Genomic DNA, 20,205 nt, shown 5'->3' with positions numbered 1-20,205 from the left:
CTAATCGACACCCTGATCGCGAACTCGCATTAAGAGCTTCTCGCGAATTTCACGCACGATGATCGCAGGAATATCCATGGTATCCAACTGCGCTTGGCGCTCCATAACCCATGCGATACAGCCCTCTTTGGTGAGATCGTCTCGAGCAATCTTCTCGTAAAGCGTGACCGCGCTCATTCGTGAAACGCCAAGCTCTATCAGTGAAAGCAGCGTCACAGACGAAACGCCGAATTCAAGCTGCGTTCCGATGTCGAGGTCCGACTCGATGAGGTCCTCGCGGCCAATCTCGCGGAGATGGATGTGCAGAACATCCATATAGGCGGATAGGTATTTTGGCGCACGGAAGCGAGCCGTCTGTTCGACCAACTCCATGGTCTGACGGATCAGAACGGGCAATTTGAAGCTTTTCTTCTTTCGTCGGTGGTAATCGATGTTTTTTTTGATCATCGAAGAAAGGGAGAACCCCTTCAGCCATTGGACGACGATTAGAGCGTGAAGAGGAATCAAGCTTTCGGGGAAAAAGGCTGGATAGAGGTGGCTGTTGATCCGCCGCATAATGGTTATGAAACGGTCGTAGCTGTCGTCGCTGTCTACGCTCGCGGGCAAGAGGTTTTCGACATCTCCCTCATAGGCGCGAAATGCTTTCAGCAGATTCTGGAGCCCAAACGCACTGACACCGGGATGACGTATCGCCACTTCCGGTCCAAACTCGATTTGCTTCGCCATCGTAGCTAAGCTCTGATCCAGCCGAGCAATGCTGCCCGCATCGTGCCGCTTGGCTATTCCTGCCTCCGCGATCGACCCAAGCCGCAAATAGGTGGCGAGTAAATAGCCTCCAACCTGCTCAAAGCGCTCTGCATCTTGGAGTTCGCTCAAAGTAGTGGACGCGCGCTTATCGAGGTATTCCGCCATGGCCTCGCCTCTTTCGAGGACGGCGTCACTTTCACGTTTGATCGGATAGCGCGAGCGGCTTGGAACACCTCCAGGCCAAGCCTTGGAATCCCAAGGATCGATGCAGATTATGTTTCCTTGGAACTCGTCTCCCCAGCGGCCCGCTCGCCCAGCCAAATTCCAGAAATCGTGCGGTTCCATCGGGTGGCCGAGGCCCTTGCGCGGTCCTCTCAGTACGATGGTTCGACAAGATAGATTGACCCCCTCAATCAGTGTGGAGGTGCATACGAGGAAGCGGATTTTGCCTGATCGGAATAGACGCTCGACCTCAAGCCGGATCAGAGAAGGCATATTGCCATAGTGGAACGCAACGCCGCGCTCCACTAGCGGGGCCAATGCAAAGCTTGGGTGAACGCCCTTTCTAGCAAGATCTGCAAGCTCCGAGAGTTCTGGATCAATGCCTTGAGTCGACGGAAGCAACTGGCTTATGAGATCAGCGACTTCCTCAGACTCGGCCGCTCCATTTGAATAAACCAATGTGCCGCCGCGTTCGCCCGCTGCTGCCGCAATGAACGCTAGGCGCTTCCGTAAACCGGCAGGCGAACTGCGCAGTTCAAGGACGCCGATAGGCAGCACGGTGCCCCGATGACGCAACGCAAGGTTCCAGAGCTTTGGCTTTCGCGGAACGTGCTCGGCTACAACTAGGTTCTGAATGACTGTCGGCGAGTCACTATCAACTGCGGTAGCAAGTGTCGGCTGCGGGGCATCCGCGAGCAGTTCCTGAGGATTCTGTGTCGCTGGACTGATGAAAGCGACCTTAAGCGCGGGATTGGCTCGCACAACACGCTCAATGGCATCCTGTAGGATCACGCCCCGTTGATTGTCACCGATCTTGTGCGCTTCATCGACGATCAAGAGGTCTATCCCAACCTTATCGCCGATGGCATTGGCTAGAAGGTGCAGGCGCTCTTGCGTGAACACCAAAATGGCTTTCGCGCCACCCGTATGAGCCGTGTCGTACTTTTCTCGCAAGGGTAACGAGGAAACCTCAATACCGGTTGTTTTGCCGAGCAGGCTCGTGAGGTTGTTTTCGATTTCCGAGACCAGTGCACGTGTCGGTGCGAGGTAGACGGCAACCCGTGCCGGGGTCGACCGCATTTGATCGATGAGCCATTGCAGAACAAGGAAGGTCTTGCCAGATGCGGTAGGCGCGGAAGCCGATAGCCATTGATGGTTTGCTGCACTGTTCCAAAAGCGCTGCTGGAATTCATTGACCTGGAGCCATCGCCCGGTCGACTGAACTAGAACCGCATGCTCCATCTGCCGCCGTTGAGCTTCGATGCGCAGAGATGTTCCAAGTCTTGCGTCTAGATCAGATGGCAGAAGGTTGCGTGCATTGGCCAGAGCTACGGCCCGAAAATTGAACAATTTGCCGAAAAGAACTGCGCCAGCATCATTTATCCGTTGCTCTGACGATAAAGTCACTGCCCCGGTTGCAATCCGCAGCGCAGTTTCCTGGTGGGCACGAGCTTCCGATCTAGCCAAAATGCTTCCAGCCAAAAGAAGGCGCGGCCAGTCGAGGCTAGCTTTTGGAGCGGTAGTCGCGGCCTCGACGACCAAATTGTCGATCTCACTTCTGACCGTGCATCTTGTAAGGGTGTCTAGGTCCTGGCCGATACCCTCATCCAGAAGCCACGCTTGAAGGTCTGCCAGGCTCATTTGGTCAAACCCATCGCTTTAAGAAAGGCCGCGCGAAACCCATCTGCGGAAGGCAGCGGGATGCAGAAAATTTCGATCTCGAAACGGTCGAGTTTTTCCGCCGCGAGCCGGCTCCCGATGTTCGACTGCCACTTTTTTAGCTCTTCCCGTGCAGCCTTTGCTATTTCGTCAGCAATCGCCTTGCCGTCGTCGACAGGGTAAAAGGGAGCGTCGAAGCCCACCAATGCAACGCCGCAGTATTGCACACGTTTCGAGAGCTTCGAGTTTCGGTCCAAGTATCGCTTGAGCGCTTCAGTTAGCGCAGGATTGCTCAAGTCCGCCTTATCGCTCAATAGCACCAGATCGCGCTCGCGGCCTGCGTCCTCATGATCAGGCTCAATCAGAAACGGCGCCAACGAAGCCAGACAATCTCGGATTGCAGCACTCGCGGTGCTGTAAATTTTCGATTCCCCCCAATAGAGCTTTAGCAAACCTTCCGTCGTCACCCCCGCGTAAACGCCGTCGGCACCGTGATAGTGCATGCGAGTGTCGGTTTTCAGGTCCATCTTGCAAAGAATTTGCGGAAGCTTTAGGAAACGTTCGGCGAGCATAAACAACAGCATTTCGCCGCCTTCTCCGGACTTTGAGAGGTCTGTGAAAGATCGACGGGCCTGCTCAACTAGAAAGGCAACAGCCTCAGTGCTATTGTATTTTCGATCGCGCGCTTTCGCCTCAGCAAGCTTTGAACGAGGTATAGCATAATCCGCCACAGCATTGCGCATGAATTCTGCTAATCGCTGGGGCTGGACACGGCCGTTACCGTCAACGGTCAAGCAATGACAATGAACCTTGACTGCGTGGCCGTCGATTAGGACGTCACGTTCTATCAGCTCTAGATGAACTTCCAGCGCTTCCGGGTCCCCCGTCAGCACGGCGCTCAAATCTTCGGCGGTAATATCAGACAGCTCTGCCCCCTTAACCGAGCGTCACGGCTACCATCTTGCTCGTCTATAGGTTGCCGCGAATCCCCCCTTCAATTAGACAGACGCAGATTCGACCCGCAAGGGAAAGACCACATTTAGTCAGATCGCTCTGCTGGGGATGCTCCAGCAGCGCGACGGTTGCTAGCCAAGCCATGCCAAATCGCAGTGGTGAAGGCAGGGTGGCTGGAAGAGAAGACTCTCGCTAGCATCCGCGCACTGGCGGGGATCAACAGTAGTGACGCAAACCAAAGCTCAGCGAGAGAAGGTCGGGCCGTCTCCTGAGCCTGTACCTCTAACGACGCATCACGTTTTCCTGGACACGCAAATCTACAAGAGTCTCGGCCATAACCCTGAAAGCCCTCTGCTCAAGGAGATGGCGAAGAAGATCAAAGACGGGGAGATCCGCCTCCATATCACCGACATCACGCTGTCGGAGATCGAGCGGCAGCTGGATGAAATGGCGAGAAGCACGTTCAACGTGCTGAAGGATGCGCGACATCAGTTCCGGAGCTGGCACCTGCGCCTACCGAAGTTGCTTCCTGTTGAGCATCCCGAATTCGACAGGAAGGCCGTCGCCGCAGCGGCTTTCAAAGCGTTCAGGGAAACCGTCTCATCGGAATGGAAGGCGACCGAGCACGCCGCCAGCAAACAGAGCGGCGAGCCGATCTTCAAAAATTACTTCGCTGGAAGGCCACCATTCCAGGCACGTGAGAGCAAAGAGTTTCCGGACGCCTTTGTCATCGCGATGCTGGAGCAATGGTGCATATCAAATGAAACTACGATGTATGTTGTCGGCGGGGACAAGGCGATGGGCGACGCGGCCGATGTCTCGCCGCAGCTGTTGCGCCTTCGGACCTTGGCGGAGCTTCTCCAGGGCGCATCGGCTCTCGAAAACCCCGACGTCATACGTCGAACGCATGAAGCGCTCTCCGATCTTTTTTTCATGGATGAACTGGAGAGCCTACTCGGCAAGTCCATAGACAAGCTCACGCCGAATTATGTGGGCGATCTCCCCGAAGGGGAAGCATCGAGCTTCAAATTTATAGGCGTTCGAGATGTGGTCGACCACAAGGTGATCGCGGCGTCGGATACCGAAATCAGCGTCGTCCTCGACATCAGGGTTCTGCTGCTGGTCCGCGTCGACTATGAACGTCGGGACTCCGCCGTCTTTGACCGAGAGGAAGGCATGTGGGTCGGAGGTTATATTGTCGACCGGGACATTGAGGCCGATCCCGTGATCCGTGTCTTCGGCAGGGTAGAGACTGGGCCAACACTTTTCAGGCTGAAGGAAATTGAGATCCTCACTGAGGAGTTCGAAGTCCACGATGACGAGGACGTCAATTAGGTCGTTTTGGAGCTTGCGCCTTGCTGCACATCAGTTGGTGGTCGCCGCCATTGAAAGCGGGACCTCAGTGGGTGGCGGCAGGTCCATCGGCATCAGGCCCGCGATCGGCTCGCCAAGTGGCTCGGCGAGTGGCTCGCCCATCGCCCCATCAAACCCCTCCACCTCCCCCGCCCCCATCTGCAACGCCTGCACAATCTCCCCGACCACGCTCTGCAACTCGACGATCGCCTGCGCCATGCCGGCCTGCGCCGGATCGGTCTGCAGCTCGCCTGCCTGCTCCGCCCCGCGCGCCAGCATCTGCGCGACCTGCGCAGCTTCAAACTCGAGCTCGGCCTTGCCTGCTTCAGCCTGCTTGCGGCGGGCCTCCGCCTGCTTGGCCACCAGCTCCGCCTCGCGCGTCGCCAGCTCCATCTGCCGGGCCGCCTCTTGCATCGGATCGGGCGGTGGCGGCTGCATGGGTTGCGGCAGCGGCTGGCCCGCCTTTTGCGCCTTCAGCGCGCGGATCTCGGGTGGCAGCACCGTTTCCAGGCGCTCGCCGATCTCGTCGGCGAGGTGCCAGTCCTGGGCCTTGGCGACGAGGTCGAGGATCAGCGGCGCGGTCTGCGGCGCCGCCTGGATGAAGGCCGTCATGCCGTCGCGGACCTCCTCGCGCTTGGTCGCATAGCTCGGCCCCATCTGCAGCGCGACATCATAGGCCCCGGTCGTCACGTCATTCGAGAGCCGCGGCGTCATGCCGTCGGCCGCGACGCCGCCGAGCTGGTTGATCCGGATCTCCTGCGTCTTGCCGTCCTCACCGATGATCCGCAGCACCCGGGCCGTGTCGTAGATCTTGGGTATCAGGTCGACCAGGATCTTGCCGGTATGGCGGATCGCGCGGGCCCAGTTGTCGATATAGACGTAAGTGCCCGTGTCGCCCTCGCGCTGGCGCGCCAGGATCGCCCTGCCGCTGGTCTCGTTGGAGCGCGCGCCGAGCGAGGAATTGTAGATGCCGATGACCGACTGCATGTCGCGCGCCGCCCGCTCGATGCCCTCGGCAATCCCCTGCGACGACACCGCCGGCTGCACGCGCTGCGGCGGGATGCTGCCATTGGCGCCATCGGGCGTATAGGGCAGATAGGCGTGGTTGCGGCGGTTCGCCGTCTCCCAGACATCCTGGTACTGCTCAAAATTCTTCTCGGTGCCGATGAAGGGGGCCTTTGGCTGCAGCGCCGTCACCTCGGTCTGCGCCGAAGACAGGTAATTGTAGCTGCGCTGCGGGTCCTTGGCGAAGCGCACCACGCCATGGCGCAGGATGCGCCGGCCGATGCGGACCTCCTCGCCGATCACCGGGACGATCGGGATATGCGAGCCCGGCCAGAGCTCCGGCCCCTCGACTACCTCATGGGCGGTGACGAGCGAGCGATGGAGCCTGTAGGATTCGCGCTTCTCGACGCGGACGCCACTCGCCTTCAGCGCCTCGGCGCGGGCCTCGTCATCGGAGACATCCTCGATCGCGCCGTCGTCCAGCAGCGCCAGCGTCTTCTTCACCGGCGTCTTGCACCAGTATTCACCGACGCGGATCGTATCAGCCGCGATCCAGTCGCCGTGCGTCGCGCCGGCCGCCCCGCTTGGCGCGAAATCGGTGATCGTGGCGTCGGGATAGAGCGCCTTGAATTTTTCGCGCGACATGTCGAAGGGCACGAGGCATTTCACCGCGTCCTCGCGCGTCGGCAGCACGGCGTCGATGTCGAACATCACGCCAAGCGCATCCTCGATCGGCGCGATGCGGATTTCCTGGTTGAAGGTGCTCTCGCCGGCATATTCGGTCTTCACGCGCCAGGCGCCGATGCCGCAGGTGACCTGGCTGTCGGCGCCCTGAAAATACACAGCCGGCGCATCGGAGCGGTTCTCGATATAGCGGATCACGCCCGCCAGCGCCTCGGCCTTCTCCTCGTCGCCATGATCGTCGACGGGGATGACCTTGATCGCCGGCCGCATCTGCCGCATGTCGCCGGTGACCTGGCGGACATATTGCGGGATCTGGTTGATGGTCTGGACCGGACGGCCTTCCTCGATGCGCGCGGCCTCGATCTCTTCAGGCCACTGGTTGCCGGCGCGGAATTCGAGATCGTCATAGCCGGCCTCGATATTGGCCCGCTCGCGCTCCATCCAGTCGTCATAGACCTTCAGCGCGTCGCGCACGATCTTGGCCTTGTCGTCGGCAGCCGTCATCCCGGCGCCCCTGTCGTCGATGGCCATCGCGTCGCCGTCTTGCTGATCACTGTCCCGGCCGATCCCGGCCTTGCCGCTGGTCATGCTCATGCTGCCATCCATCCGCCGGGCTTGCCGGCGTGCCTGAGCTTGCGCTCGCGTTTCGCCATCCGCGGCTCCTCGTAGACGACGCAGGCGAGCCCAAAGGCATCGGCCGCGTGCGAGGCCCAGTCATGTTCGGGGCCGAGATCGATATCGCGCGCCTCGTGCTTGCGGGCGTGATAGGCGCCGAGCGCCTCGAGCCCGGCAGTCGTCGTCGCCTCGTTGATCCAGATCACCGGGAACAGGCGCCGTGCCGCTTCGATACGCTGCATGGCCGCCCCCTTGCCCTGGTTCGGCACGACGGTGACCTCGAAGCCGGCTTCCCTGAGCGCGCTTTCGTAGGAGACGTCGTAGACCTTGTCGTTGCTCGCCCCGTCATGGGGCAGAATGCAGAGCGCGCTGCCGTAACCATTCGCGCGCAGCCAGGTGACATGGCTGGCGAGCGGCTGGCCCTGCGCCTCGTAATAGTTCAGCACGCGGATCTCGCGGCCGACGAATTGCATGATCCAGATGGCGCAGGCATCGGCCTTGGCGCCGGTGCCGCCAATGTCCCAGATCGCGCGGATCGTCATCAGCGGGTCGGGGCCGACAGCGCCCACCCTGCCCTGCCGCCGCATCTCGGCGAGCTGCGTGGCGTAATAGGCGCCCACCGAGATGCTGGCATAGCCGCCTTCCCAGATATGGTCGTAGTGCTCGGCATTGTCGCGCAGGCAGTCCTGCCGCTCCCGTTCAAGCACGCTCGGAAACCATGGGTTGTGCCTCCAATTGGCCTGGACGACGACGGCACCGGTCGGCAGGGCCGGGCCGCGCAGCATCTGGTCGATCGGGTCCTGCCTCCGGCGCGGGTTCCAGCCGCACCAGATCTCGGAGCCTTCCGCGCGCAAGGTCGGGCGCAGCAGGCTCAGCGAGCGGGCCGAGATCGTCTGCGCCTCCTCGATCCAGGCGCGCTTGAACCCTTCCAGCGACTTGATCGATTCCGCCGTGTGGTCCTGCATGCCCTGGAAGATGATGGCGCCGTCGCCAGGCGTCTGGATCGTATCGCGAAACACCTTGAACCCTTCCGCCTGGCCGAGCCCGAATTCCGCGAGTTTTGTCTCGATCAGGCGCTTGGCGCTCTGTTTCAGCGTCTTCTGGACCTCGCGGATGCAGACCGAGAGCAGCCCGCGCTCGCGCAGGCTGTCCTCGACCAGGAGGCCGGCGAAGAAATGCGATTTGCCGGAGCCGCGCCCGCCATGGGCGCCCTTGTAGCGGGCCGGCTCCAGCAGCGGGGCAAAGACCCTAGCTGTCGGAATCTCCAGTGGGGTCGACGATGACACGGCGAATGGCCTCGATGCGGGCGCCCTCCGCGCCGGGGGCAGCGGCGGGTGGCGGCTTGTCGCTGTATTTCTGCGGCTGGAGCCTTGCGGCCATCCATTTGCGGGTTTCGATCTGCAGCTTGCGCTGGTCGGCGCCCCGGGCGGTCTCCGCCGCCTTGCCGGCCCTGCCCGCCTCGCCCTCGGCCGGCGCGTCGGAAATCTCGAGAATCTCGTCGAACAGCGTATCGGCCCGGAATTCGCGCGCCCTGGCATATTGGCCGCGAAAACCCTCGTTCGCTTCCAGCCAGCGAAACACCGTGCCGGTCGTCGGCATGCCTGATTCCGCGCAGATCGCGCGCAGGCTCTGCCCATCGGCAATGCGCTCGCAGATCAGATCCGCGAGTATTTGCGTGAACAGGCAGGAGCGCGCCATCGCTGCGGGTCCGGACATGAAAAACCCCGCTCGGGGCGCGGGGTGGGAGATGGTGAAGGGTTCGGCCTGCGACTATGGCTCTGAAACGCAAAAGCGCCCGGCCATCCCTGGCCCGGGCGCAAATCACCACCTTGAATAAAGGCATAGCATGCACAAAAAACGCATGTAAACCCCCAATATGCGATTTTTGTGTATCACCTTCGGCCTGAGCCAACGGAGCGCTGCCGGGCGCCTCCACTCACGCCGGCGGCGTGGCGTAGCCGCGCCTGGCCATGCAGTCGTCATAGACCGCCTTCATGGCGTCGCTCCGGCGGGCGGTCGCCTGGTCTGCGCCGGTGCCCCTCGCCCCACTGACCGGTTTCGCCGCCGCCTTGTTGGATTCGCGGATGCAGGCAGCGGCGTCCCTGTTCGCCAGCGCCTCGAGCGTCGCATTGCCGGCGCCCGGCCGGACAGCTGTGCGCTGCGGCCCCGGCGAAGCGTCGCTCGCGGCCTGGCACCCGGCGAGTGCGAGCGAGACGATGATTGCGGCATGGCGAAGCATGAAACCCTTCCTCCTGCGCCGGTCAGAGCATAGGCCGCAGAGGCTTTCAACCGGCGCCCTGGTTCGCGAGCCCCGTCATCCCCTGCGGCTGCGCGCGCTATTGCGGCGGGCTCGTCTCCGAGAAGCGCGCGGATGGCCTGCGCGGCCCGAAGGGAGCCCGCGGCAGGAATGGTCGATTTTATCGATCGAAACAAGACAAACAACATGTTGGATTGCTTTACTGAAAGAGCCCAGACACGGCGCATCGAACTGCCAGGTGCCGCCATGACGCTGCAAAGCCACTATCAAACGAGCTCGGCCGGCCGGATCCCCGGCGGCCTGAAGCGCCTTGGACCTGGACTTCTGCTCTGCGTGGTCGTGTCGGGGGCTGCTCTCGCCGTCGAGCATCTGGAGACCGCCTTCTTCCAGCGCGCCTGGCTCGAGTCGCTCGTCCTGGCCATTCTCTTGGGAACCCTGGTCCGGTCGCTCTGGAGCCCCGCCAGAAGCTGGCGCGCCGGCATCTCGTTCTGCGCGAAGACGCTGCTGGAGGTCGCGGTCGTGCTGCTCGGGGCTTCGCTCAGCGCCGCCACGATCGCCAGCGCCGGCGCACCGCTTCTGCTTGGCATCGCCGCCGTGGTCTTCGTCGCGATCGGGCTGAGCTACGGCATCGGCCGCCTGCTCGGACTGCCGCAGCGCATGGCCATCCTCGTCGCCTGCGGCAATTCGATCTGCGGAAATTCAGCCATCGCGGCCACCGCGCCGGTCATCGGCGCCGATGGCGAGGACGTCGCCGCCTCGATCGCGTTTACCGCGGTGCTCGGGGTCGCGGTCGTGCTGTGCCTGCCGCTCCTGATCCCGGCGCTCGGCCTCAGCGTCCACCAGTTCGGAATCCTGTCGGGCCTGACGGTCTATGCCGTGCCCCAGGTCATCGCGGCGACAGCGCCAGCCGGCCAGGCGGCGATCCAGATCGGGACCCTGGTCAAGCTGGTGCGCGTGCTGATGCTCGGCCCCGTCATCCTCGTGCTCTCGCTGCTGTCAGGCCGGCTGCGCGCGGAAACGGACGCGCCGGCGCCGCATGTGACGGCTGGCGATCGCCCTGCCCCGCACAGGATCGCGCCGCATCATATCGTGCCCTGGTTCATCCTCGGCTTCCTGGTGCTGGCGGCGCTGCGCTCGGCAGGGCTGATTCCGGCGGTCCTGCTTGCGCCACTCGCGACCATCGCGAACCTGCTGACCATTGTCTCGATGGCGGCGCTCGGGCTCGGCGTCGACATCCGCTCCGTCGCCCGGGCCGGCCCCCGCGTCGCAGCCGCCGTCATCCTCTCGCTGCTGGCGCTGGCGGCGATCTCGCTTGGCCTCATCCACCTGATCGCGGTGCCGTGAGGCGCCGGTTCTCGGGCCCCGACCATGGAAAGGACTGCCCCCTGACCAGCCTCAGCCGCCGCGACATGGCCCTGATGACAGCCGCGCTCGCGCTTTCGCTCGCCACCCCCGCCCGGGCCGCCGCCGCGTTCGGCAAGGCCGAGGGCGTCGCGGTGCAGGTCGAATCCGGGCTGCTTCCAGCCTGGAAGGAGCAGGCCGCGAAGGACGCCGACATGATCTTCAGCGGCTCCGAGGTGATGATGTCGGATTTCATCGAAGCCCTGCCGGATATCGACGCCGCCACCGTGCAGCCGCTTTATCTGCGCCCGTCGGCGATCCTGGTGCGGCCCCGCAATCCCAGGGGGATCGGCGGCGTCAGGGACCTGCTCACCCCCGGGCACCGCATCCTCGTCGTCAACGGCGCCGGCCAGCAGGGGCTGTTGGAGGATGTCGCCGGCCGGCTCGGACGCATCGCCGATGTCAGGGCCTTCCGGGCGAATATCGCCCGCGTCGCGAAGAACAGCGCCGACGCCAGGACATCCTGGAGTGACGACGCCTCGCTCGACGCCTGGCTGATCTGGTCGATCTGGCAGGTGGCGAACCCGGCGCTGGCCGATATCGTCGCGGTCGAACCGGAGCTGCGCATCTCCCGCGACACCGGCATCGCGCTGACGAAGCGCGGACAAGCGCGCCCCGAAACCAGGCGCTTCGCCGCGTTTCTTGCTTCGACCGAGGGCGAACGCATCTTCTCCAGATGGGGCTGGATGCAGGCGTAGATCACGCTGCGTTTGGATGAAATCGCCCAAACGCAGAAAACGTGATCGGCTCTCATAGTCTGGAGCATGCTCGATGCGAAAAACCGTTGCCACTTTTTCGCGGCATACTCCGGGGCGCCAGGGCCGAGCGTCGGACAGCGTTCCCCAGGGATCTGCAACCTGCCAACCCGCACCACAGCCCGGGCGCCGCCCGAGTCAAGCCGGGCCCAGGCGCTCCGCGCGTTTTCGCTACCTGGCTCATCGCCCGCTGCAGGCATTCCGGCAAGATCTGCGCGGTGCCCGGCCTCGACCCAACCGAGGCATTCGAAGGCATCTGGCGACCGGAGCTGGCCGATACCGTTGAAAAAGTCGGCCCTGAGATGGCCGCTGGCGCGGAACGGATTTAGCGGAGTGGGGCATCGCTCGATCAGGCAGGCCTGACCTGCGGCCCGTTCGGCAGGAGCTTGGCGAGCTTCCGGAGGTTCTGGGCTGCTGCGGCGAGGTGGAACTCGTCTCTGGCGCCATTCGGTCCGCGCAGTCGCAACCGGTCGAGCCGCAAGATGCGCTTGAGGTGAGCAAACAGCATCTCGACCTTTTTCCGCTCGCGCCGCGAGGTGACATAGGCGTCGGTCTCGGCGATGTCCCTGGCCATGTCGCGGGCGCCCTCATGGATCGAGCGCAGGATCTTGCGAGCGGGCATGTTGGGTGAGCACTGCGGCTTCAGCGAGCAGGCGTCGCAGTCGAACTTGCTGGCGCGGTAACGCATCATGCCCTCGTCATCGACGAGCGGCCGCTCGGTTCGATAGGCCTTCTGGCGCGGCCTCAACTCCTTCCCGCCCGGGCAGGTGTAGAGATCGCGCGCGTGGTCATAGGCGAAGTCGGAGCGGCTGAAGGTTCCGTCGCTGCGCTGGGATTTGTCGAAGACCGGGATGTGCGGCTCGATCCCGCGCTCATGGACCAACCAGGCCAGGTTCTCGGCCGAGCCATAGGCGCTGTCGGCGGCTAGCCTGGCCGGCCAAAGGCCGAAACGCTCCTGCGTTCGGTCGAGCATGGTCCGGGCCGAGCCGACTTCCGCCTGCCGGATGGCGCGGCTGGCCTCGACATCGACAATGACGGCGTGGTCGAGGTCGATCAGGTAGTTGGTGGCGTAGGCGAAGAAGGCATGCCCCTTCAAAGCGCCGGTCCATTGTGCGGCCGGATCGGAGCGCGACACGAACTTCGGCTTCGCCTCGCTCGCCGCGCCCCAGGCGGCCTCATCGAGCGTATCGAGATACTCGCGTACCGAGCGCCGCGTCCGGGCGAGATCGTGCCAGTCGACCAGCTCTGAGGCGTCCGCGGAACGTTGCTTGTTCGCATCGGCCTTGATCAGGCTGGCATCGACCGCGAAGCCTTCTCCGCCCACGAGCCCTTCTTCGATGCAACGCCGGACGGTCGTCTCGAATGGCTCACGCAGAAGATCGCTCTCGCGGAAGCGACCATGCCGGTTCTTTGAGAAGGTCGAATGATCGGGAACGTCGCCCTCAAGCCCGAGCCGGCAGAACCAGCGATAGGCGAGGTTCAGATGCACCTCCTCGCACAGGCGCCGCTCGGAACGGATGCCGAAGCAATAGCCGATGAGCAGTATCCGGATCATCAGCTCCGGATCGATCGAGGGCCGACCCATCTCGCTGTAGAACGGACGCAGATGCGCGCGGATCTCGGAGAGATCGACGAACCGATCTATCGACCGCACCCAATGATCGTCCGGCACGTGACGCTCAAGACTGAACTCGTAGAACAGCGCCTCCTGCGCCACCCGCCGTTCACCCATCATCGCGCCGCCCTCCGCCCAAGGACGACTGAATCAGGACTTCGTCCCCGCAGCAACGACGACTTTTTCAACGACATCGGCCCCTTGCTGACATTTAGAGTGTCTGCTTCCGGGCAGTTCGCTGAGGCCCGCGATCGGGCTGCCGATGCTGTCCTTATCTGCCGTTCGGAATGACGGTTTATGGCCGGCGCCGGGATCCAAATTCAGCCGCAGCCTGCGCCGTACCAACATCTCCAAACCCCGCCCGCCAGGGCGCGGAAGGAAGCGAGCTGGGTTGGCCGGCGGCGCGGAGGCGAGCGATGGCAAAATCCGTGAAGGCTCTGATCACGGGCCGCATGTACCGCACTGATGGATAGACCCGGAAAGCTCCTGCCGACTTGATGCTGTAGCCGGGCAGCAAGCGAACCAGACGCCCTGCGACGGAGGCGGACCTCAGTCACGGCCGCCCGACACCCGATAGGGCTCGTCACCAGGGCCCTCCCGCTGACGGGCTCGCCCCATCGCCAATAGACAAGTTTATTGCCGAATCGTTGGCCGCAATGGCTTACTCTGGGTCATCCGCATCAATCCGGACTATGGGGCTGACTATCTCTATGCTTGCCGACCTGACTGTCCCGACGCCGAGCCCGTCGCCCCTTCGCTGCGCTTTGACACGCTCCACCGCTCTCGTCGCGGTCTCGTCTCTCGTCTTGATGCTGGCGGCCGGGCCCGGCTGGGCCGACGGTGGCGCTGGTGGGATCGGTGGTGCGGGCGGCACGGACTCTCTTACCAGCGCCGGCGGAGCTGGCGGCGACAATAATAGTGGCCAAGGTGGCGGTGGCGGTGGCGGTGGGGCCGGCCTGACGACCGGTGGCTCAGGCGGCAGTTCGGCCTTCGGCGGCGCTGGTGGCGGCGGCGGCACCCATGGGTATCTTGGCCCCGGCCTGGTAAGCTCAAGCTGGGGCGTCCATGGCGGGCAAGGTCAGGCTTCGCCCTGGATCCACGGCGGCGGCGGTGGCGGCGGCGCGGGCGGCACAGCCGCAATCGTCACCGGCAGCGGGACGTGGACCCAATCGAACACCGGCACTCTCATAGGCGGCAATGGCGGTGCGGGTGGTCGGTCCACGAATGGGTACGGCGGTGCTGGAGGCAGCGGCGGTGCCGCGCTCTACTTCACATCCACCGGCGCCAAAACCATTTTCATTGGCTCCTCTGCCGTGGTGACCGGAGGCAATGGCGGGATTGGCGGCCTTGGGGGAACGGCTAATGGCTCGCACGGCGTGGGCGGCGCCGCCATCGTCGGCAGCAATCTGTCCATCATCCTTGGCTCCAATTCTAATGTTAGTGGCGGCCTCAATGGTTCCGGCACCGTGCGCGCCAACGCTATCACCTTCACCGGCGGCACAAACGCTCTGACCCTGAACAGCTCAACGACGTTGCGAGGCGATATCGAACTCGCGGGCTCGCTTGTCCTCGACAGCCCCACCGACGTCACCCTATCCAGCGCCATCAAGGGCTCAGGCAGTGTCTCCAAGGTCGGCACGTCCGTACTCACGCTGACCGGCGCCAACACCTATACCGGCGGCACGACGGTCGAGGCCGGCACGTTGCGATGGGACAGATTTAGTCGCGGCCCCGTCCAATCCACGGCCTATACCGTGAACGGCGGCACGCTCGATCTCGGCGGCCATGGCCTGACAGCCTCCTCGTTCTCCGGCACGGGGGGCACTGTCGCCCTGGGCAGCGGCAGGCTGACCGTCGACCAGTCGATCAACACCAGCTACGCGGGCGTCATCTCAGGCACCGGTGACCTGATGAAGACCGGCAGCGGCACGCTGACGCTCTCGGGCGCCCACACCTACTCAGGCGGAACCGGGGTCTACGGCGGCAGGCTGGAGGTAAACGGCTCGCTCGCCAATGCGGTGATCGTGTCAGGCGGGGAGCTTGGAGGCACCGGCACGGTCGGCCAGACCATCATCAGCGGCGGCACGCTCGCGCCCGGCAACCCGATCGGCACGCTCAACGTCAACGGCGTCCTGAGGCTCGGCTCGCGCTCGACCTATGCGGTGGAAGTCTCGTCATCTGACGCAAGCCGGGTCAATGTTTCCGCCTCGGCCCATCTCGACGGCGGCAAGGTCAACGCGCGCTTCGCTCCCGGCACCTATGTCTCGAAGCAGTACACCATCCTCCAGTCGAGCGGCGGTATCTATGGCCAATTCGTCAGCCAGACCAACACTAACCTGCCCGCCGGCTTCAAGGCGGCCCTGAGCTATGGCTCTCAAAACGTCTATCTCAATCTGACGTTGGCCATGACGCCACCACCCGGCACCAGCTTCACTTCCAACCAAAGTGGCGTCGCCAACGCAGTCGAGAGCTATTTTGACAGCAACGGCAGTATCCCGCTGGAACTCGGCGGCCTGACGCCTGAGGGGCTGACGCACGCGTCGGGCGAGCCGGCGACCGGAACGCAGACCGCCACGAATGGCGCGATGACCCAGTTCATGGGCACGCTGGTCGATGCCTCGCCCGAAGGCCGCGGCGTCTCGATCGCGCCCGCGCCCGGCAGCTTCGCCTCCTATGCCGCCTATGGCTCCGGCAAGGCCGCCGCTAGCAAGGACACCGACCTGCCGACGCGCAAGCTCGCGCTGACCGCCGATCCCGATGCCTGGCGCTGGAGCGTCTGGGGCAGCGGCTTCGGCGGCGCCCAGTTCACCGGCGCCGATGCGAGCGCCGGCACCGCCGCCAACACCAACCGCGTCTATGGCGCCGCCGTCGGCGCCGACTACAAGCTGACGCCCTCGACCATCGCCGGCTTCGCGCTGGCCGGCGGCGCCACCAGCTTCAACACCTATGGGCTCGGCTCCGGCAAATCCGACCTGTTCCAGGCCGGCCTTTTCCTGCGCCAGCATTTCGGGCAGGGCTATCTCTCGGCTGCTCTGGCCTATGGCTGGCAGGACGTCACCACCGATCGCAGCGTCGGCGGCGATCGTCTCGAGGCCAAGTTCGACGTCAACAGCTGGTCGGGCCGGCTCGAGGCCGGACATCGCTTTGCGCTCGGCCCCACGGCGCTGACCCCTTACGCCGCGGCGCAGTTCACCATGATCGCGCTGCCGAACTATGCCGAGACGGCGCCGGCCGGCACCAGCCTCTTCGCGCTGTCCTACGCGTCCCGCGACGTCACCTCGACGCGCAGCGAGCTCGGCCTGCGGGCGGATGCCAGCTTCAGCCTCGTCGGGCTACCGTTGGCGCTGCGCGGCGCGCTCGCCTGGGTCCACAACTTCGATACCGCCACCACCGCCATCGCCAGCTTCCAATCGCTGCCGGGCGCGACCTTCCTGGTCAGCGGCGCGGCGCTCGACCGCAACGCCCTGCGCACCAGCGCCACCGCCGAGCTCGACCTCAGGAACGGCCTCTCCATCGCCGCCACCTTCGACGGCGAGTTCGGCGAGAACAGCAGGAGCCTCGGCGGCAAGGGCGCGATCCGATACAGGTGGTAAGCGGGGCCGCAGGACCAGACCGGAAAGCGGAAATTCCAGCCCGCCAGGGACGGGACGCCGGCCGTCATGCACGGCGCTCCGTAGGTCTGTTTTTCGGCAATCAGCCAATGTCCGCTTCTGTGAAGGGTTTCGGATGCCGGCCCCTGCGAGCGGGTTCGGACGGGCTGAGGGCCGGCGTTCGAAAGCCTCCAGGGGAGGAAGCCGCGGCCCGGGGCCGTGGGCTATGGGGATTTCGCCGCGCGGCCTGGTCGACGGGATCGTACGAGACGCGCGTCAGCGGCGTGATGTTCTGAGCGAGTTGCCCAGAAGCCTGGGGTTTGCTGCGCCTGGGACGGATCGGGGACCGGAGCGATTTCCATTTTCGCCGTCGGGCCGCGCAGGGTCGCCCGCTCTCTGCCCGAGACCGGCCCTGTTCTGTCGAGATGGAGCCCTCGAGCCGTCGTCCTGATGTGTCGATCCTGACGGCGAGGATGGTGCGCGGGGCAGAACCCGGAGCGAAGCGCTCGACGAGGATCATGCGGCCGCCGCAGCATGGGCATGGCGGATGCGGTTCAGGGGCCTGCTCGGGTTGCTCGGCGGCGACCGAGACGTCGTCCCTGGCGATGTCGGCCGGTGTGCCCGCCGCGATGATCTGCCTGATGCGGGCGATGGTATCGGCGCGCCGGCCGGAGGCGAGCAGACCGTGGTGGCGGATGCGGTGGAAGCCGTCGGGCAGGACGTGGAGCAGGAAGCGGCGGATGAACTCGTGCGCCGCCACCGTCATGGTCTTGCGCCAGACCTTGCCGGACGAGCGGGCGCGATAGTCCTTCCAGCGGAAGGTGACCCCGCGCCGGTCCATGGCGACGAGGCGGCTGTTGGCGATGGCGACGCGGTGGGTGTAGCGGGCGAGATAGGCCAGCACGGCCTCAGGGCCACCGAAGGGCCGCTTGGCGTAGACGACCCAATCGGCCCGGCGCAGCGGCGCCAGCATCGCGGCGAAGGCACGCGCTTCAGCGCGTGGCGCGAGATCGCCATGGCAGGCGAGCTGCCCGGCCGCATGCAGGGCGGCGAGCCCTTCCAGGAAGAGCCTGCGGAACAGGCGCGAGAGCACGCGTACGGGCAGGAAGAAGCCGGGCCGGCAGGCGATCCAGCGCGAGCCGTCCGGCGAGAGGCCGCCCCCGGGCGCGATGATGTGGAGATGGGGATGGTGCGTCATCGCCGATCCCCAGGTGTGCAGCACTGAGGTGAAGCCGATGCGGGCGCCGAGATGTCTCGGGTCGGCGGCGATGGTGGTCAGGGTCTCGGCCGCGGCCCTGAACAGCAGGCCGTAAACGGCGGCCTTGTTCTGGAAGGCGATGGCGGCGATCGGCGCCGGCAGGGTGAAGACGAGATGGTAGTAGGGCACGGGCAGTAGATCGGCCTGCCGGTGCGCGAGCCAGTCCTTCGCCGCCGCGCCCTGGCAGCGCGGGCAGTGGCGGTTGCGGCAGAAGCTATGGGGAGAGCGGCGAAGGCGTGAAATGGTGCCACCGTCGTTGCCAGAAACGAATGGATGTGCCCATGACCCCAATAAGTGATCTGAGCCGTTCCCTTGCTCCTTTTGATCAAAATACCACTCTGACAGCGGTCATTGAGCTGAGCGAGGCCAGCTGGCTCGTGGCTGGCTTGATTCCTGGTGTTGAGCGCGAACCCCTGAAGAAGCAGGAGCCCGATCCGATCGCACTCCTGCGGCTGCTGGAGCGTTGGCGGGTAGAGGCTGTGCGGGCAGGCAGGACGATTGGACAGATTACCGTCGCCTTTGAGGCGGGACGCGACGGGTTTTGGCTGGCGCGATGGCTGCAGGCTCGCGACATCGAGGTGCACGTTGTTCATTCGACCAGCGTCGCCGTGTCACGCGAGCATCGCCGAGCGAAGACCGATCGGCTGGACACGGCAATGCTCATGCGTGTGTTCCTGGGATGGCTACGCGGCGAGCGCGGGCACTGCCGGATGGTAGCGATCCCAACCCTCGAGCAAGAGGATGCCAAGCGTCCTAGCCGCGAACGGGAAAGCCTGGTCGGTGAGCGCACACGGATCGTCAACCGGATGAAGGCGGCCCTAGCCCGGCTCGGCATCCGCGGATTCAAGCCGACATTGCGAAAGGCGCCGCAACGGCTCGACGCTTTACGCACGCCGGAGGGCGTGCCGATCCCACCGAACACGCGCGACGAGATCCGACGCGACATGGTCCGGCTCGCGGTGGTGCGAGAACAAATCGATGTGATCGAACAGGCCCGCCTCGTGCGCCTGGAACAAGCACCGGCAGCGGGGCCACACGCCATGGTGCGCCTGTTGGCCCGCGTCGTCGGCGTCGGCCTGGAAACGGCGGACATGTTGGTTCAGGAGGTCTTGTCTCGAAACCTTCGAGACCGACGGGCCGTGGCCCGTTACGTTGGCCTTACGGGCTCGCCCGACGAGAGTGGCAAGCGACGACGGGAGAAGGGATTGGCCAAAGCGGGCAATGCCCGCGTGCGCCGCGGCTTGATCCAACTCGCGTGGCGGTTGTTGAGATTCCAGAAGGAAAGCGCGCTTGCGCAATGGTACCGGGCGCGGACCGATGGCCCGAAGGGCGCGCGTAAAACAACAATGATCGTGGCACTTGCTCGCAAACTGCTCATTGCACTGTGGCGCATGGTCACCATCGGTGAAGTCCCAGCGGGCGTCGTGTTGCGACAAACGCCCTAAACACACGGCTTGGTCCTCGCGTGACAGGTCGACTGTCGCGCCGAACCAGGTGTAGCGATTCGAGGTGGCGGTGACCCGAACAACTCCATGGCTCCAATGCCGTCGGCAGAATGGGCCCGCCGCCTCGGAGCCTTGCTGCCGAAGCCATTGACTGCTTCATGGTCCGGACCCGTTGCGGATCCAACCGAATACAAGGTCGCGGCGCAATGCTTTGCGCCTGATGGCAGGCTCCCCTCGAATTGTTCGCAGTACGCCCGGTCGAGGCCCAGACAGTCTGGAGGTTAGAAAGGCATGCGGAAAGCTTGACAGAAAAATCCCCATACAAGGAGTTGTAGGCGATCGTGGCGTGATCGCAGTCGCCGCAGCGCATGACATGGCCGCCGAGCGCAGCCGTCCGGCAGACCCGGATCGCCCCGATCACCTTGAGCTGGCCGCGGCTGAGCCGATGGCGCGCGGGATAAGCCTCGCCATGCCGGTTCAGGATATCCGCGACCTCCAGCGGAGGCCGCGCCATGAGCGGCGCGGGACCGCTATGGTGGTGGCGGCGGCGCCAGCAGGGCGAGCGGGCTTGGCACCTCGCGCAGCGTCCTGAGTGCGACGCGGGTATAGATGGCGGTGGTGTCGAGCTTCCTGTGGCCGAGCAGG

12 protein-coding genes and 2 pseudogenes are annotated in these 20,205 nt (G+C 64.3%); 5 read left to right on the top strand and 9 right to left on the bottom strand.

Annotated elements, in window-relative coordinates:
- A complete protein-coding gene (locus AC1D34_RS06365) occupies positions 1-2,610 on the bottom strand; it encodes a DEAD/DEAH box helicase (protein ID WP_476823771.1) in 2,610 nt (869 codons plus the stop codon).
- Complete coding sequence (locus AC1D34_RS06360) at positions 2,607-3,521, bottom strand: HamA C-terminal domain-containing protein (RefSeq protein WP_476823770.1); 915 nt, start codon at positions 3,519-3,521, stop codon at positions 2,607-2,609. Before AC1D34_RS06360 ends, AC1D34_RS06365 begins: the two co-directional genes overlap by 4 nt.
- A gap of 286 nt (positions 3,522-3,807) precedes the next feature.
- Between AC1D34_RS06360 and AC1D34_RS06355 the strand changes: the two genes are divergently transcribed.
- The gene (locus AC1D34_RS06355) at positions 3,808-4,917 is read left to right on the top strand and encodes a PIN domain-containing protein (protein ID WP_476823769.1); all 1,110 of its coding nucleotides are present in this window, start codon (positions 3,808-3,810) and stop codon (positions 4,915-4,917) included.
- A gap of 30 nt (positions 4,918-4,947) precedes the next feature.
- Here AC1D34_RS06355 and AC1D34_RS06350 read toward each other — a convergent pair whose 3' ends face one another.
- From AC1D34_RS06350 to AC1D34_RS06335, 4 genes are all read right to left on the bottom strand, one after another.
- Positions 4,948-7,218 carry a portal protein gene (locus tag AC1D34_RS06350; RefSeq protein ID WP_476823768.1) on the bottom strand — a complete coding sequence of 757 codons (2,271 nt, stop codon included), beginning with the start codon at positions 7,216-7,218 and terminating at the stop codon, positions 4,948-4,950.
- Positions 7,215-8,525: a PBSX family phage terminase large subunit gene (locus AC1D34_RS06345; protein ID WP_476823767.1), complete on the bottom strand. Its 1,311-nt coding sequence runs from the start codon at positions 8,523-8,525 to the stop codon at positions 7,215-7,217. The genes AC1D34_RS06350 and AC1D34_RS06345 overlap by 4 nt, the downstream gene beginning before the upstream one ends.
- Positions 8,488-8,955 (bottom strand): terminase small subunit-like protein, encoded by a 468-nt coding sequence (locus AC1D34_RS06340; protein WP_476823766.1) that lies wholly within the window; start codon positions 8,953-8,955, stop codon positions 8,488-8,490. Before AC1D34_RS06340 ends, AC1D34_RS06345 begins: the two co-directional genes overlap by 38 nt.
- Before the next feature lie 220 nt (positions 8,956-9,175).
- Positions 9,176-9,478, bottom strand: coding sequence for a hypothetical protein (locus AC1D34_RS06335; RefSeq protein WP_441507605.1), 303 nt, complete (start codon positions 9,476-9,478; stop codon positions 9,176-9,178).
- Positions 9,479-9,742: 264 nt separating this feature from the next.
- Here AC1D34_RS06335 and AC1D34_RS06330 point away from each other — a divergent pair, with 264 nt between their 5' ends.
- Together AC1D34_RS06330 and AC1D34_RS06325 are read left to right on the top strand one after the other, a co-directional pair.
- Positions 9,743-10,840 (top strand): YeiH family protein, encoded by a 1,098-nt coding sequence (locus AC1D34_RS06330; protein WP_476823765.1) that lies wholly within the window; start codon positions 9,743-9,745, stop codon positions 10,838-10,840.
- Positions 10,841-10,905: 65 nt separating this feature from the next.
- Positions 10,906-11,595 carry a substrate-binding domain-containing protein gene (locus AC1D34_RS06325; RefSeq protein ID WP_476823764.1) on the top strand — a complete coding sequence of 230 codons (690 nt, stop codon included), beginning with the start codon at positions 10,906-10,908 and terminating at the stop codon, positions 11,593-11,595.
- A 406-nt stretch (positions 11,596-12,001) separates the two neighbouring features.
- Here AC1D34_RS06325 and AC1D34_RS06320 read toward each other — a convergent pair whose 3' ends face one another.
- Entirely contained in the window at positions 12,002-13,387 is a 1,386-nt protein-coding gene (locus AC1D34_RS06320; RefSeq protein ID WP_476823763.1) for an IS1182 family transposase, read from the bottom strand.
- Between the two features lie 644 nt (positions 13,388-14,031).
- Here AC1D34_RS06320 and AC1D34_RS06315 point away from each other — a divergent pair.
- The gene (locus tag AC1D34_RS06315; protein ID WP_476823762.1) at positions 14,032-16,860 is read left to right on the top strand and encodes an autotransporter outer membrane beta-barrel domain-containing protein; all 2,829 of its coding nucleotides are present in this window, start codon (positions 14,032-14,034) and stop codon (positions 16,858-16,860) included.
- Between the two features lie 445 nt (positions 16,861-17,305).
- Here AC1D34_RS06315 and AC1D34_RS06310 read toward each other — a convergent pair.
- Positions 17,306-18,328, bottom strand: a pseudogene (locus tag AC1D34_RS06310) (IS91 family transposase); the annotation flags it as partial.
- Positions 18,329-18,396: 68 nt separating this feature from the next.
- On the opposite strand from AC1D34_RS06310, the gene AC1D34_RS06305 reads away from it, so the two are divergent.
- Complete coding sequence (locus AC1D34_RS06305; protein WP_441481453.1) at positions 18,397-19,560, top strand: IS110 family RNA-guided transposase; 1,164 nt, start codon at positions 18,397-18,399, stop codon at positions 19,558-19,560.
- A gap of 325 nt (positions 19,561-19,885) precedes the next feature.
- On the opposite strand, the pseudogene AC1D34_RS06300 reads toward AC1D34_RS06305, so the two are convergent.
- Positions 19,886-20,074, bottom strand: a pseudogene (locus AC1D34_RS06300) (transposase zinc-binding domain-containing protein); the annotation flags it as partial.
- Between the last annotated feature and the right edge of the window lie 131 nt (positions 20,075-20,205).

The organism is Allobosea sp. P1_A7 (genome assembly GCF_056406775.1).
Note: the sequence above shows the minus strand (reverse complement) of the source record. Positions and strands in the feature narration are given on the sequence as shown.

Excerpts from the sequence above, each read along its gene's own strand:
- AC1D34_RS06365 (WP_476823771.1), bottom strand. The coding sequence starts at position 2,610 with ATGAGCCTGGCAGACCTTCAAGCGTGGCTTCTGGATGAGGGTATCGGC.
- AC1D34_RS06350 (WP_476823768.1), bottom strand. The coding sequence starts at position 7,218 with ATGAGCATGACCAGCGGCAAGGCCGGGATCGGCCGGGACAGTGATCAG.
- AC1D34_RS06340 (WP_476823766.1), bottom strand. The coding sequence starts at position 8,955 with ATGTCCGGACCCGCAGCGATGGCGCGCTCCTGCCTGTTCACGCAAATA.
- AC1D34_RS06335 (WP_441507605.1), bottom strand. The coding sequence starts at position 9,478 with ATGCTTCGCCATGCCGCAATCATCGTCTCGCTCGCACTCGCCGGGTGC.
- AC1D34_RS06330 (WP_476823765.1), top strand. The coding sequence starts at position 9,743 with ATGACGCTGCAAAGCCACTATCAAACGAGCTCGGCCGGCCGGATCCCC.
- AC1D34_RS06325 (WP_476823764.1), top strand. The coding sequence starts at position 10,906 with ATGGCCCTGATGACAGCCGCGCTCGCGCTTTCGCTCGCCACCCCCGCC.
- AC1D34_RS06320 (WP_476823763.1), bottom strand. The coding sequence starts at position 13,387 with ATGATGGGTGAACGGCGGGTGGCGCAGGAGGCGCTGTTCTACGAGTTC.
- AC1D34_RS06305 (WP_441481453.1), top strand. The coding sequence starts at position 18,397 with ATGACCCCAATAAGTGATCTGAGCCGTTCCCTTGCTCCTTTTGATCAA.